The sequence below is a fragment of the Pseudomonas sp. LBUM1651 genome (genome assembly GCF_059716135.1).
In genome coordinates, this window is sequence record NZ_CP166805.1 from 5,606,242 (window position 1) to 5,620,520 (window position 14,279).

Annotated in this window: 12 protein-coding genes; 7 read left to right on the forward strand and 5 right to left on the reverse strand. The window is 60.4% G+C overall.

Features of this window, described 5'->3' with window-relative positions; all coding sequences use genetic code 11:
• Positions 1-5: 5 nt before the first annotated feature.
• Both ACA066_RS26360 and ACA066_RS26365 read right to left on the reverse strand, forming a co-directional pair.
• Positions 6-635 carry a response regulator gene (locus ACA066_RS26360; protein WP_084318557.1) on the reverse strand — a complete coding sequence of 210 codons (630 nt, stop codon included), beginning with the start codon at positions 633-635 and terminating at the stop codon, positions 6-8.
• Positions 636-789: 154 nt separating this feature from the next.
• Entirely contained in the window at positions 790-3,186 is a 2,397-nt protein-coding gene (locus tag ACA066_RS26365; protein WP_497697202.1) for a PAS domain-containing sensor histidine kinase, read from the reverse strand.
• 73 nt (positions 3,187-3,259) lie between these two features.
• On the opposite strand from ACA066_RS26365, the gene ACA066_RS26370 reads away from it, so the two are divergent.
• Entirely contained in the window at positions 3,260-4,252 is a 993-nt protein-coding gene (locus ACA066_RS26370) for an alpha/beta hydrolase family protein (RefSeq protein WP_497697203.1), read from the forward strand.
• Between the two features lie 136 nt (positions 4,253-4,388).
• On the opposite strand, the gene ACA066_RS26375 is transcribed toward ACA066_RS26370, so the two are convergent.
• Genes ACA066_RS26375 through ACA066_RS26385 form a run of 3 tightly spaced genes read right to left on the reverse strand, consistent with a single transcriptional unit; the run spans position 4,389 to position 6,845 of the window.
• Positions 4,389-5,156 (reverse strand): TerB family tellurite resistance protein, encoded by a 768-nt coding sequence (locus ACA066_RS26375; protein WP_497699965.1) that lies wholly within the window; start codon positions 5,154-5,156, stop codon positions 4,389-4,391.
• 1 nt (position 5,157) lies between these two features.
• On the reverse strand, positions 5,158-5,829 hold the full coding sequence (gene murU / locus ACA066_RS26380) for an N-acetylmuramate alpha-1-phosphate uridylyltransferase MurU (RefSeq protein WP_497697204.1): 672 nt from the start codon (positions 5,827-5,829) through the stop codon (positions 5,158-5,160).
• Positions 5,826-6,845 carry an aminoglycoside phosphotransferase family protein gene (locus ACA066_RS26385; RefSeq protein ID WP_497697205.1) on the reverse strand — a complete coding sequence of 340 codons (1,020 nt, stop codon included), beginning with the start codon at positions 6,843-6,845 and terminating at the stop codon, positions 5,826-5,828. Before ACA066_RS26385 ends, murU begins: the two co-directional genes overlap by 4 nt.
• A 130-nt stretch (positions 6,846-6,975) precedes the next feature.
• On the opposite strand from ACA066_RS26385, the gene ACA066_RS26390 reads away from it, so the two are divergent.
• The 6 genes from ACA066_RS26390 (at position 6,976) to ACA066_RS26415 (ending at position 14,257) form a co-directional block, all read left to right on the forward strand.
• On the forward strand, positions 6,976-9,774 hold the full coding sequence (locus ACA066_RS26390; protein ID WP_497697206.1) for an LPS-assembly protein LptD: 2,799 nt from the start codon (positions 6,976-6,978) through the stop codon (positions 9,772-9,774).
• Complete coding sequence (gene surA / locus ACA066_RS26395; RefSeq protein ID WP_497697207.1) at positions 9,755-11,071, forward strand: peptidylprolyl isomerase SurA; 1,317 nt, start codon at positions 9,755-9,757, stop codon at positions 11,069-11,071. Before ACA066_RS26390 ends, surA begins: the two co-directional genes overlap by 20 nt.
• Positions 11,068-12,057, forward strand: a complete 990-nt coding sequence (gene pdxA, locus ACA066_RS26400) for a 4-hydroxythreonine-4-phosphate dehydrogenase PdxA (RefSeq protein WP_497697208.1) — start codon at positions 11,068-11,070, stop codon at positions 12,055-12,057. Before surA ends, pdxA begins: the two co-directional genes overlap by 4 nt.
• The gene (gene rsmA, locus ACA066_RS26405) at positions 12,054-12,872 is read left to right on the forward strand and encodes a 16S rRNA (adenine(1518)-N(6)/adenine(1519)-N(6))-dimethyltransferase RsmA (protein ID WP_017341115.1); all 819 of its coding nucleotides are present in this window, start codon (positions 12,054-12,056) and stop codon (positions 12,870-12,872) included. Before pdxA ends, rsmA begins: the two co-directional genes overlap by 4 nt.
• A 123-nt stretch (positions 12,873-12,995) precedes the next feature.
• On the forward strand, positions 12,996-13,376 hold the full coding sequence (gene apaG, locus ACA066_RS26410) for a Co2+/Mg2+ efflux facilitator ApaG/CorD (protein ID WP_262168358.1): 381 nt from the start codon (positions 12,996-12,998) through the stop codon (positions 13,374-13,376).
• Positions 13,376-14,257, forward strand: coding sequence for a symmetrical bis(5'-nucleosyl)-tetraphosphatase (locus ACA066_RS26415; protein ID WP_497697209.1), 882 nt, complete (start codon positions 13,376-13,378; stop codon positions 14,255-14,257). Before apaG ends, ACA066_RS26415 begins: the two co-directional genes overlap by 1 nt.
• The last annotated feature ends 22 nt before the right edge of the window (positions 14,258-14,279 follow it).

Sequence of the window (14,279 nt, forward strand, 5' to 3'; positions counted from 1 at the left end):
TACTTTCAGAGCAGTTTGTGCTCCATCGCGTATTTCACCAGTTCGGCCAGCGAGGTGATGTTGAGTTTCTGCATCAGCCGCGCCTTGTGGGTGCTGATGGTCTTGCTGCTCAGGGCCAGTTGCTGGGCGATGTCGTTGACGTTGGCGCCCTGGGCCAGGCGTTCGAACACCGAGAACTCACGCTCCGACAACAGTGAATGCAGCGGCCGCGAATCGGTCAGGCCGACTTCGAAGACCATGCGGTCGGCCAGCTCCGGGTCGATGTAACGCCCGCCCGCCGCGACTTTGCGGATCGCCGTCAGCAGCAGCGCGGGGTCGCTGTCCTTGGTCGCGTAGCCTGCAGCACCGACCTTCAAGGCCCGTGCAGCCATTTGCGCTTCGTCGTGCATCGACAACACCAGGATTGCGGGCGGATTGTTCAACGCACGGATCCGCGGAATCGCTTCCAGGCCATTGACCCCAGGCATGGAGATATCCAGCAACACCACTTCGCAGGGAACATGACGCAAGGTCTCGAGCAACTGCTCGCCATTGCTCGCCTCCCCCACCACCAGCAAATCCTTGGCCAGGCCGATCAATTGTTTAATGCCTTCGCGAACGATGGTGTGGTCTTCGGCTACCAGTACACGGATCACAGACTTCTCCAGATTCAAAATCTATCGCGAGCAGGCTCGCTCCCACAGTGGATTGGGGTGTGTCAGCTATTTATGCCCCTACACGAATCCCTGTGTGCGGGCTTGCTCCGGGCGGCGTTCCGACGAAGGCGTCAGTAAAACCAACACAAATGCTTCAGAACTCATCCAACGGCACGCGCACACTCAGGGTCGTACCCTCCCCCGGCTCACTTTCGAGCGACAACTGCCCACCCATGATCAACACCCGCTCGCGCATGCCAACAACCCCAAAGGATGTCGGCCTTCCGGTAGCGGCGACAAATCCTACGCCATCATCACTGACCGTCAGACACAACTCGTCGCCTTCAAGCGTCAACGTCAGTTCGACAGTATGCGCCTGGGCATGCCGCATGACATTGGTCAGCGCCTCCTGAAGGATCCGGAACAGGCCAATCGCCTTGGCATCACTGAGCGCCGGCAAGTTGTCCGGCACCTGCACCAGACATGGAATCTGCGTGCGCGCCTCGAAGCGCCGGGCCTGCCATTCGATGGCCGAGGCGATACCGGCATCGAGAATCGGTGGGCGCAGCGCCGTAGCAACATCGCGCACCAACTGGAACAACTGAGCGATCAAGCGCTTCATGCTGTTCAAACGTTCGTTCAGACCAGGGTCGAGCTGGGCGTAGGCCAATTCGCACATCGACGTTTCCAGCTTCAACACGGTCAACATCTGACCCAACTCATCGTGAACTTCCCGGGCGATACGGGCCTTCTCCTCTTCCCGCACGCTTTCAAGGTGTGCCGATAACTCACGCAACTGCTCACGGGAGCTGGCCAGTTCCAGTTCGATGCGTTTGCTCTCGCTGATGTCCCAGACGATGCCGTCCCAGACATAGGCGCCATCTTCGAGGCGTCGAGTGATGGCTTTGATCTCGGCCCAGCGCTGCTCGCCCTGACGCGTGAGAATCCGCCCCTGCCACGACCAGTCGCTGTCAGTGTCCAGCGCGTGATCCTGCGTCCGGTGGTAGCTGGCCTTGTCGTCCGGATGCACCAGGCTGCGCAGGCCTTTGTCGCGATGGGCCAGGGTCGCCGGCGAATAACCCACCAGGCTCTCGCTGCCTTCGCTGATGTAGGCAAAGTCGATCTGCCCCGTCACCGGCGCCCGTTCCAGGCGAAAGACCAATCCCGGCACGTTGGCGGCGATCCCTTGCAGGCGCGCCTCGCTTTCCTGCAACGCGGCCAGGGCGCGACGGCGCTCGGTGACGTCATTGAGGTAGACCACCAGGTATTCGCCGTCACGGAAACGCAAGAAGCTCAACGAAACATCCGTCGGCAAAAGGCTGCCATCGGCCCGCAGGCAATTGGTTTCGAAACTTTGCGGGCCTTCCTCGCTGGCGCGGGCGCGTTTCCACAGGTTCAGCCAGCGGTCCATGTGCAGACCGGGCTCGAAGTCGATCAGCGGTCGGTCGATGATGCCTCCCGCCGGATAGCCGAGCATGGTTTCGGCGGCCCGGTTGGCGTAGCGCACATGGCTGTCCCAGTTGACCCAGAGAATGCCGACCGTGCTCTGATCAATGGAAAACTGCGTGAGGCGCAACGCTTCTTCACTGGCGGCTCGCAAGGCAATGTCTTCCCGCGCCGCTAACAGACGATGCTCCAGGCTGTGTTGCTGCCGCCGCTGCCAAAATACGATCGCCATGCAGCTCAGCATCAGCACCGCCAACAGCAGACTGAGGTTCTGCCAGAACCCCGGGGACTCCGTCAGTCGCGGGTACTTGGGTTGCAGCCATTGGTTGTGCAGTTGCTCCAGATCCTTGGCCGGGATCGCTCGCAGCGCGCTTTCGACAATGCCGGCGAGTTCCGGCCAGTCCCGCCGCGTGGCCACGCGCAACAATTGCGGCAGACCGATGTCGCCGACCACCACCAGCCCGGCAAACTCCGGCTCGACAGACAGACGCCCCAACTGTGCTTCGTCGACCACGGCGTAACTGGCCTGTTGACTCAGCAACAGTTGCAAGGCCTGGCGCTCGATCGGGACGCCCTGGAGGTTCAGGTGCGGATAATTACTGCGCAGGTAATCGGCGGTGGCGCTGGGCATGCGCACGGCAACGCGGGTCTGGCTGTCGAGTTTTTCCAGCTCCACCACGCCGGCCGCCTTCTGGTCGCTGACCACCAGTTGCGGCACCCGCATGTACGGGTCGGAAAACTGCCACAGGCGCAGGCCACCGGGGGTTTGCGCCAGCCCCGGCGCGATGTCGATTTCACCTTCGCGGGCGGCGGCCTCCAACTGCGCGAGGTCGGGAAAGTTGCGCCAGCTCAGCTCGACCTTGAGCGACTTGGCCAGCCACTTCATCAACTCGACGTTGACCCCGGACAACCGCTGCAAGCGGCGATCGTATTGCGCATAGGGCACTTGCAACACCAGCCCGACGCGCAATTCATCATGCTGCGCCAGCCATTGCTGCTGACGTGCGGACAATTGGGCGACGTGCGCCGGTGGCGCAGGCGCCGCCCAGCCCATCAAGGGAAACCACAAACAGCCGATAACCCACAGGCAGCGAAAACGCTTCATCGAAGTCTCACACACTGACAAATACTGACCAACCCATTAGGCTGCCGGAATAACTTCTGGCCTGGAATATCCGATGCCCCCTGTCTACCGCCTGGCACTGCCAGCATTGTGCCTGTCGCTGATCCTGCCTTGCGCCTTTTCCGTCCAGGCCGCTGATCCCGCACCCGCTGCCGCGGAAAAATCCGCAGACGAAAAACCGGTCGAACGTCAGCCGCTGCTTGAGCGTAGTCAGGAAGAAGCGACAGCACTTGAGCGAAAAATCCCTGCTCAGGAACAGCAACAACTGCAAGCGGGCAGCGATACCTTTCTGGCCTTGTGGAAACCGGCCAATACGGCGGATCCCAAAGGAGCGGTGATTATCATCCCGGGCGCCGGTGAAACCGTTGACTGGCCGCAAGCAATCGGCCCCCTGCGACGCAAACTGCCGGACGCCGAGTGGAGCAGCCTGAGTATCACCTTGCCTGACCTGCAAAGCGATGCCATTGCGCCACGTACCGTTGAAGTAGCGCCAACGCCCAAGGCGCCTGACGTCGGCAGCAAGGACTCGACCACCGCAGCCCCCATCGAGCAAGCGGCTGGCGGTGAAGCGGAAGTCGTCGACAAGGCCATCGCCGAAACCAGCGACGAGCAGGCCAAAGCCGACGCCGAGCGAATCTTCGCACGCATCGATGCGGCCATTGCCTACGCCGAACAACAGAGCGCTCGCCGCATAGTGGTGCTCGGTCATGGCACTGGCGCGTACTGGGCCGCACGTTACCTGAGTGAGAAGCAGCCTTCGCAAGTCGAGAAATTCGCGATGGTCGCCGCCCAGACGCCCGTTGCGGCGAAGACGGAACTGGCTGAATTGACGCCGACCCTTAAATTGCCGACGGCCGACATCTTCTATCTGGACAAGCCACTGGATCGCAACGCGGCGCTGGAACGCTTGCAGGCCAGCAAGCGTTTGAAGGCTTCGGCGTTCAGTCAGGTATCGCTCAAGGCATTGCCGGGGGATAGCAAGGCTGAGCAGGAGCAGTTGGTGCGGCGGGTGCGGGGGTGGTTGAACCCCAAGCCAGAGGTGAACTGACAGACCGAGTTGCTCCCTTCGCGGGCAAGCCTTGCTCCTACAGGTTTTATGTCGATCATAAAAATTGCGTACGACATAAAACCTGAGCAAGGCTTGCCCGCGAAGGCGTCAGCGCTGTCGATACATAACTCACCGGCTAGCGAAAATCCCGCCGCTGACGAATCAACGTATAGGCGCTATGCAATTCGCGCGTCTTGTCAGTCGCTTCACGCACCTGCAACGCCGTCGCCCCACTGCCGGCAATCTTGTCCGGATGATGGCGACTCAGCAAACGTCGATAAGCGCGCTTGATCTGCGCCGGGTCGGTGGTGGCGGACACGCCCAACAGCAACATCGCTTCCTGATAAGTGACCGCACTGCTGGCGACCGATGGCCTGGACGGTACGTAGTCCGCCGCCAGCGCCTGAACCTGGTACGACGTCCAGCCGAGCCATTTGCCCCATTGGGCAATCAGCTTGCGCTCGGCATGACCGGCGCGGCCATCGGCCCAGATCATTCGCCAGCAGGCGCGCAACACGCCCTCCGCCGCATGGGGCTGGGCACTCAAGCGTCGCAGATAACCGCGCAACCGGTCATGCCCTGACTTGCCGCGATTGAACGCCGCGATCGCCCGGCGCTTTGCCGACTCGGTCATTTCCAGCGCCTGCATTTCCTGACGCGCCTGCTGGATGTGGCTATCCACCACCCGTCCGTCACACTTGGCCAGCCGCCCCAGCAACACAAACAGCAGTTCATCGTTGCGCAGCACCGGACGACCACCGAGCGCTTCCCGCAAATGCCCCCAGCTCTGCAGTTTCAAGTGCCGATCCAGCGCCTGCCCCAACAACGCGCCGAGCATGGCCCCCGGAATGCTGGCGATGGCATAGCCCGCTCCGGCTCCAATGAGAGTCCCTGGCCACAGCATGTCAGCGACTCGCTTCAATCAGCGTTTCGACTTCAGCCAGACGCTCGTGAGTGCCAACATCCACCCATCGACCGTGCAGCCGCTCACCCGTCACCTGGCCGTCAGCCATGGCTTTGCGCAACAGCGGTGCAAGCTTGAAAGCTCCGGCCGGGCAGCCGTCGAACAACTGTGGATGCAACACCGCGATGCCGCTGTAAGTCAGGGTCGACGTATCAGGCTGGCCATCGTGCACTTGTCCGTCGACCAGGGTGAAATCGCCCGCCGGATGGTGGTTCGGGTTATCCGCCAGCACCAGATGCGCCAGACCGTTGATGGGCTGATGCAACACGCTGAAGTCGTAGTCGGTCCAGATGTCACCGTTGACCACCACAAACGCCTCATCACCCAACAACGGCAACGCGCGAAAAATCCCGCCGCCGGTTTCCAGTGGCTCACCTTCCGCCGAGTACTGAATGCTCACGCCATACGGCGAGCCGTCACCCAGATAGTCTTCGATCTGCTGACCCAACCACGCATGGTTGATCACGATCTCGGTAAACCCGGCGGCGGCCAGCGCACGCAAGTGGTACTCGATCAACGGCACGCCGCCGGCACGAACCAGCGGTTTGGGCGTCGTCAGGGTCAGCGGGCGCATGCGTTCGCCCTTGCCCGCTGCCAGAATCATTGCCTTCATGCAGTCGCTCCAGCACGCAGACTGAGGAGCAACACATCCAGCTCGGCCAGTTCAGGGCGGCGGGCGATCACGGCGTCTATATAAGCAAAGAAGCGCGGCACGTCGGCCAGGTAGCGCGGCTTGCCGTCGCGATGGCAGATGCGCGCGAAGATACCGATGACTTTCAGGTGACGCTGCACGCCCATCAGGTCGCTGGCGCACAGGAAGTCTTCAAAGTCCGGCTGAACCGGAATGTCCAGGGCGCCCGCTTGCTGCCAGTAAGCTTCCAGCCAGCCGCGCACACGCTCTTCGGGCCAGCTCAGGAACGCGTCCTTGAACAGGCAGGTCACGTCGTAGGTCACCGGGCCGTAGACCGCGTCCTGGAAATCCAGCACGCCGGGATTCGGCTCGCTGAGCATCAGGTTGCGCGGCATGTAGTCGCGATGCACCAGCACTTTGGGCTGCGCCAGCGCGCTGTCGATCAACAGCTCCGTGACGTTCTGCCAGAGCATTTGCTGCGCAGCGTCGAACTCGATGCCCAACTCACGCTTCACATACCACTCAGGGAACAATTCCAGCTCGCGGCGTAACAGCGCCACGTCGTAACTCGGCAGTGGCGCAACCATCGGCAGTTGCTGAAAAGCGAGCAGTGCCTGCAGGGCATCCTTGAACAAATCGTCGGCATTTTCACTGTCGATGACGTCCAGATACGTCTTGTTGCCCAGGTCATTGAGCAAAAGAAAACCGCGTTCCAGGTCCTCGGCATAAATTTTCGGAACATTTACTCCGGATTTCGCCAGTAAAAAAGCGATGTCCACGAAGGGTTTGCAGTTTTCCTGGGGCGGTGGCGCGTCCATTACGACGAAACTTCTGCCTGCGCCTTCCCAGCGAAAATAGCGCCGAAAACTCGCATCACTACTGGCCGCGGTCAACGTGGCCGGGGGTACGGCGCCCCAACCTTGCTCCGCAAAGAGGGTCGCCAACTGCTCATCGAGCCAAACTTTCAGGTGTTGCAAACGTACATCTTGGTCAGGCATTGCAAGGGTCTCCGACGGCGCTAGCCGTCAAGCGGGTCATGCTTTATTATCCAGCATCTTTTTCAGACCATCGAGAGGCGTGCGGCCCACACCGCGGGCAGATGGCACGCAGGAAGCCCGGACTAATAAGATGGCATTGAAATCCCCCGCGTTTCGTAAAAAATTTCCGTTGTTGGTCACCGGCAGTCTGCTGGCCCTGCAACCTCTAGCCACTTCGTTCGTGGTCGCCGCGGAACAGTATGACTGCTCAGTCTCTGCTTCGGGTGCCTGGAACTGTGCGCCAAAGACGCCGGCGGCTGCATTGCCTCCACGTCCCGCCCATGACGGCAGCGCAGTCTCCGCGACCGGTGAAGCCCCGGCCGAGAGCGCCACCGGCGAAGACACTGGCGCCAAGACTGCGCTGGTCACCGAATCCAAAGGTCGCGGACTCAAGTCCCGTAGCGAAGACTACAGTCACCTCGACTGGGTTCCGCGCGAGAAGCTCACTGCAGCGCAATTGGCCGAAACCGGTCCTTATTGCTCTGGTTCCTATATCGAACCGATTCGTCCTGGCATGAATGACAAGACGAATAAAAGTGACGCTCCGACCTTTGTCGGCGCCAAGGCCTCCCGCTATAAGCAGGATGAGCAGATCGCTACCCTCGCGGGCGACGTGGTCTTGCGTCAGGGCAGCATGCAGGCTGAAGCCGACGAAGCGAACCTCTATCAGGCCGAGAGCCGTGGCGAGCTGGACGGCAACGTGCGCATTCGCGACAACGGCGCGCTGATCGTCGGCGACCACGCCGAAGTGCAGCTCGACACCGGGGAAGCCAAGATCGACAACGCCGAATACGTGATGCACAAATCCCGTATCCGCGGTAATGCGCTGTACGCCAAGCGTGCCGAGAACGCGATCATCCGCCTCAAGGATGGTACGTACACCACGTGCGAACCGAACAGCAACGCCTGGCAGCTCAAAGGCAACAACATCACCTTGAACCCGGCCACCGGTTTCGGTACCGCGACCAACGTGACGCTGCGGGTCAAGGACATTCCGGTTCTGTACACGCCGTATATCTATTTCCCGATCGACGACCGTCGCCAGTCCGGCTTCCTGCCGCCGACCATTGGCACCGGCAGCGATACCGGCTTCCTGCTGGTCACTCCGTACTACTTCAACCTGGCGCCGAACTACGATGCCACGTTGTACCCGCGCTACATGAGCAAGCGCGGCCTGTTGATGGAAGGCGAATTCCGTTACCTGACCAAGTCCAGCGAAGGTCAGTTCGGCGCCGCGTACCTCAACGATGACAACACCGATCGTAGCCAGCAAACCGACTACGAAAAAACCCGCTACATGTACAACTGGCAGCACAAGGGTGGTCTTGACTCTCGCGTTTTCACCCAAGTGGATTACACCAAGATCAGCGATCCGTACTACTTCCAGGATCTGCAGACTGATCAGATTGGCGTGAAAAGCGAGGATTACGTCAATCAGCAGGGTTCCGTCACCTACCGTGGCGACAGCTACACCGCTCGCTTGAACGCCCAGGCGTATCAGCTTGCAACCGTTTCGAACATCACACCGTATGATCGTTTGCCGCAGATCACCTTCAGTGGTCAGCTGCCAACGCACCCGAACGGCCTGAATTTCGACTACGAAACAGAAATCGTACGTTTCGATCGTGACCTGAAAACGGGTCAGTTCTCCGATGAAGACGGCAACCTGTCGCCTCGTCTGGACACCAATGTATTTGGCCTTGCCCGCGCCAACGGTGACCGCCTCAACGTCAAGCCAGGCGTCAGCCTGCCGCTAGATTGGACCTATGGCTTCGTGAAGCCGTCGCTCAAGTATCAGTACACTCAGTACCAGCTGGATCTCGACGGTCAGGGTAAAGCCGACATCGCCGGTCAGGGCGCCGAAGGCGATCGCCTCAACGGTACCTTCAGCAGCAACCAGAACCGTGGCGTCCCGATCGCGAGCATCGACAGCGGCCTGTATTTCGACCGCAATACCACCTGGTTCGGTAAAAACTATCGCCAGACCCTGGAACCACGCCTGTTCTACCTGTATGTGCCTGAAGAAGACCAGAAGGACATCCCGGTCTTCGACACTGGCGAATACACCTTCAACTATGCGTCGCTGTTCCGTGAAAACCGCTTCTCGGGCTCCGACCGTGTCGGCGACGAGAACAAACTGTCGTTGGGCGTGACCAACCGCTGGATCGAAGAAGACGGTTTCGAGCGTCAACGCATCAGTGTCGGCCAGGCCTTGTATTTCAAGGACCGCAAAGTCCAGTTGCCGGGTATCGATGCGAATACCCGCAAGGATGCGCAATCTGATGTCTCGCCTTATGCGCTGGAATACGAATACCGCTGGAACCGTGATTGGCGCACGACTGCCGATTACAACTGGGATCCGGACAGCCGCAGCCCTCGCTCGGGCAGCGCGATGTTCCACTACCAGCCTGAAGACAACCCGAACAAGGTCATCAACGCCGGTTATCGCTATCGTAATGACCAGGTCCGTTACGACCAGAACACCGGCCAGTGGTCGGTGGGCGGCGGTGACTACGGCACTCCGGGCACCCCGGGCTACGTGAAGGACTACTACAAGATCCAGCAGCACGACTTCTCGGTGATCTGGCCGATCGTGCCGCAATGGAACGCCATCAGCCGCTGGCAGTATGACTACAACCGCAACCGTACCCTGGAAGCCTTCGGTGGTTTCGAGTACGACAACTGCTGCTGGAAACTGCGCCTGATCAATCGGTACTGGGTGTCGTATGACGAATTCAGTCAGAACGCCCCGGAAAACGAAAAAGGCGACCATGGCATCTTCCTACAAATCGTTCTGAAAGGTCTCGGCGGCCTCACCGGCGCCAAAGTAGAGAGCTTCCTCGACAAAGGCATCCAAGGTTATCGTGAACGTGAAGACCAAGCTTTCTGATTGTCTGCGCCCGCTAGTGCTGGGCGCGCTGTTCCTGGGTACTGCGGCGAATGCCGCGGTACAGTCCATCGATAAAGTGGTGGCCATTGTCGATAACGATGTGGTCATGCAGAGCCAACTGGACCAACGGGTTCATGAAGTTCAGCAAACCATCGCCAAACGCGGTGCTTCTGCACCGCCGGCCGGTGTGCTGGATCAGCAGGTGCTCGAGCGTCTGATCGTCGAGAACCTGCAACTGCAGATCGGTGAACGCTCCGGCATCCGCATTACCGATGAAGAGCTGAACCAGGCTGTCGGCACCATTGCCCAGCGCAATAACATGTCGATTGAGCAATTCCGCGCCGCACTGACTCGCGATGGTCTGTCTTACGACGACGCCCGTGAACAGATTCGCCGCGAAATGATCATCAGCCGTGTGCGCCAGCGTCGTGTGGCCGAGCGCATCCAGGTGTCCGAACAGGAAGTGAAGAACTTCCTCGCCTCCGACCTTGGCAAGATGCAGTTGTCCGAAGAATTCCGTCTGGCCAACATCCTGATCCCTACGCCGGAAAGCGCTAACTCCGACGCAATTCAGAATGCAGCCAAACAGGCAGACGCGGTTTACCAGCAGCTCAAGCAAGGCGCTGATTTCGGTCAGTTGGCAATTGCCAAATCCGCCAGCGAAACCGCACTGGAAGGCGGCGACATGGGCTGGCGTAAAGCCGGTCAGCTGCCACCTCCGTTCGATCGCATGCTGAGCACCATGGCTGTCGGCGATATTACCCAGCCAATGCGCACGCCGGGCGGCTTCATCATCCTGAAGATCCTCGACAAGCGTGGCGGTGAGACCCAGACGCGTGACGAAGTGCACGTGCGTCATATCCTGGTCAAACCTAGCCCGATCCGCGACGAAGCGAAAACCAAAGCCCTGGCTGAGTCGCTCTACACCCGAATCGAATCGGGCGAAGATTTCGGCGAGCTGGCGAAAAGCTTCTCGGAAGATCCGGGTTCTGCCCTCAATGGTGGTGACCTGAACTGGATCGACCCGAATGCACTGGTGCCTGAATTCCGCGAAGTGATGGCCAAGACCCCACAAGGTCAGCTGTCCAAGCCGTTCCAGACTCAATATGGCTGGCACGTTCTGGAAGTCCTTGGCCGTCGCGCCACCGACAGCACCACCCAGGCCCGTGAGCAGCAAGCCATGACCGTACTGCGTAACCGCAAATACGACGAAGAGCTGCAAACCTGGCTGCGTCAGATCCGTGACGAAGCGTACGTAGAGATCAAACTCCCTGGTGCAGACCAGGCAGCGCAGTGAAACCCAAGCGTTTCGCGCTGACACCCGGTGAACCGGCCGGCATAGGTCCTGACCTGTGCCTGCTGCTCGCCTCGCAAGCCCAGCCACACCCCCTGATTGCCATTACCAGCCGCGACCTGCTCATAGAGCGGGCCGCGCAACTGGGTGTGGTTGTCGATTTGCTGCCAGTCACGCCTGATGCCTGGCCGGATGTGCCCGCGCCAGCCAACAGCCTGTATGTCTGGGATACACCGCTCAGTGCACCGGTGACTGCTGGTCAACTCGACAAAGCCAATGCTGCTTTCGTTCTGGAAACCCTGACCCGCGCGGGCCAGGGCTGCCTCGACGGGCATTTCGTCGGGATGATTACCGCCCCTGTGCACAAGGGTGTGATCAATGAATCAGGCATCGCCTTTTCCGGTCATACGGAATTTCTCGCTGACCTGACGCATACCGCGCAAGTGGTGATGATGCTCGCGACTCGCGGATTACGCGTGGCGCTGGTCACCACTCACCTGCCCCTTCGCGAGATTGCCGATGCAATCACGCCGGAGCGTCTGGAACGGGTCACGCGGATACTGCACGCAGACCTGCAAGAAAAATTCGGCATCGCCCGGCCACGCATCCTGGTCTGCGGGCTCAACCCGCACGCCGGTGAAGGCGGACACCTGGGCCATGAAGAAATCGACATCATTGAACCTACATTAGAGCGCCTGCGCGGCGAGGGCATGGACCTTCGCGGCCCCCTGCCCGCCGACACTCTGTTTACCCCCAAATATCTGGAGCACTGCGACGCGGTGCTGGCGATGTACCACGACCAGGGCCTGCCCGTGCTGAAATACAAAGGCTTCGGCGCGGCAGTCAACGTGACCCTCGGCTTGCCGATCATCCGCACCTCGGTCGACCACGGCACTGCCCTGGACCTGGCCGGCAGCGGTAAAATCGACACCGGCAGCCTGCAAGTCGCCCTGAAAACCGCCTACCAGATGGCCGAGACCCGTTTATGACCGAGCATTACCAACACCGGGCGCGCAAGCGTTTCGGCCAGAATTTCCTGCACGATGCCGGCGTTATCGACCGCATCCTGCGCTCCATCCATGCCAAACCCGAAGACCGCCTGCTGGAAATCGGCCCGGGCCAGGGTGCGCTGACTCAAGGCCTGCTGAACAGCGGTGCCCAGTTGGACGTGGTGGAACTGGACAAAGACCTGATCCCGATCCTCAACCAACAGTTCGCCGGCAAGAGCAACTTCAACCTGCATCAGGGTGACGCGCTGAAGTTCGACTTCAACAGTCTGAACGCCGCACCGAACAGCCTGCGGGTGGTTGGCAACCTGCCGTACAACATCTCTACGCCGCTGATTTTTCACCTGCTGAACAACGCAGGCATCATCCGCGACATGCACTTCATGCTGCAGAAAGAAGTGGTCGAGCGTCTGGCGGCAGGCCCTGGTGGTGGAGACTGGGGTCGCCTGTCGATCATGGTTCAGTACCACTGCCGCGTAGAGCACCTGTTCAACGTTGGCCCGGGCGCGTTCAACCCACCGCCGAAAGTCGATTCGGCCATCGTACGCCTGGTGCCACACGCGGTACTGCCACACCCGGCCAAGGATCACCGGCTGCTGGAGCGCGTCGTGCGCGAAGCCTTCAACCAGCGCCGCAAGACCCTGCGCAACACCCTAAAATTGCTGCTGAGCAACGACGAAATCACCGCCGCCGGTGTCGACGGCAGCCTGCGCCCAGAGCAGCTCGATCTGGCCGCCTTTGTGCGCCTGGCTGACAAGCTCAGCGAACAAGTCCTACAGAAACCCGCCGCCGACTGACAGGCAACAAGCGTTATCGGGTAGGACACCAGCCCCCATGTCTGGTTTACTACCCGATACTTGGCCTAGACTGAGTAACATCAGCTACGCCCCGCGTCCCGCTTCGTTTTTAAGGCCTCTTGCATGTCCGATCCTCGTTATCAGGTCGACGTCAGCGTCGTCACCCGCTATCTGGCAGAACAATCGCAACCCGAGCAAAACCGCTTTGCCTTCGCTTACACCATCACCGTGCACAACAATGGCGAATTACCGGCCAAGCTGTTGTCGCGGCACTGGGTGATCACCGATGGCGACGGGCATGTCGAGGAGGTGCGGGGTGCCGGCGTTGTGGGTTTGCAGCCGCTGATCCAGGCCGGCGACAACCACACCTACAGCAGTGGCACGGTGATGACGACCAAGGTCGGCACCATGCAAGGCACCTATCAAATGATTGCCGATGACGGTAAGCACTTCGACGCCATCATCGCCCCATTCCGCCTGGCGGTGCCTGGGGCCCTGCACTGATGGCGACGTATGCCGTCGGTGACCTGCAAGGGTGCCTCGAACCCTTGAAATGCCTGCTCGAGCAAGTCGCCTTCGACCCTGCCCGGGACAAACTGTGGCTGGTCGGCGATCTGGTCAACCGTGGCCCGCAGTCGCTGGAAACCTTGCGCTTCCTTTATAGCCTGCGCGAATCACTGGTGTGCGTACTGGGCAACCACGACCTGCACTTGCTGGCCGCCGGGCATAACATCGAACGCCTGAAGAAAGCCGACACCCTGCGCGAGATTCTCGAAGCACCGGATCGCGCGGAACTGCTGGAGTGGGTCCGCCAGCAAAAGCTCATGCATTACGACGAACAGCGCGACATCGCCCTGGTCCACGCTGGCATACCGCCACAATGGTCGCTGCGCAAAGCCTTGAAGTGCGCCGCCGAGGTCGAAGAGGCCCTGCGCGACGACAACCGTTTTGCTCCTTACCTCGACGGGATGTACGGCAACGAACCGTTGAAATGGGACAATGACCTCAAAGGCGTGACCCGCCTGCGCGTGATCACCAACTATTTCACCCGCATGCGTTTCTGCACCAGCGAAGGCAAGCTGGACCTCAAGAGCAAGGAAGGTCTCGACACTGCACCGGAGGGTTACAAACCCTGGTTCCAGTTCAAGGAGCGCAAGACCAAGGGTGTGAAAATCATCTTCGGTCACTGGGCAGCGCTTGAGGGCCAGTGCAACGAGCCGGGCATCTTCGCCCTCGACACCGGTTGCGTCTGGGGTGGTTCGATGACCCTGATGAACGTCGACACCTTTGAGCGCCTGCAGTGCAAATGCGACGAGCATGGCCATACCCTGCCGCCAGTCGCCTCCCCTATTCCCGAACAAACGTCGGTCAGCGCCCAGCGCTAGACTGCGCTTTCATCCGAGCCAC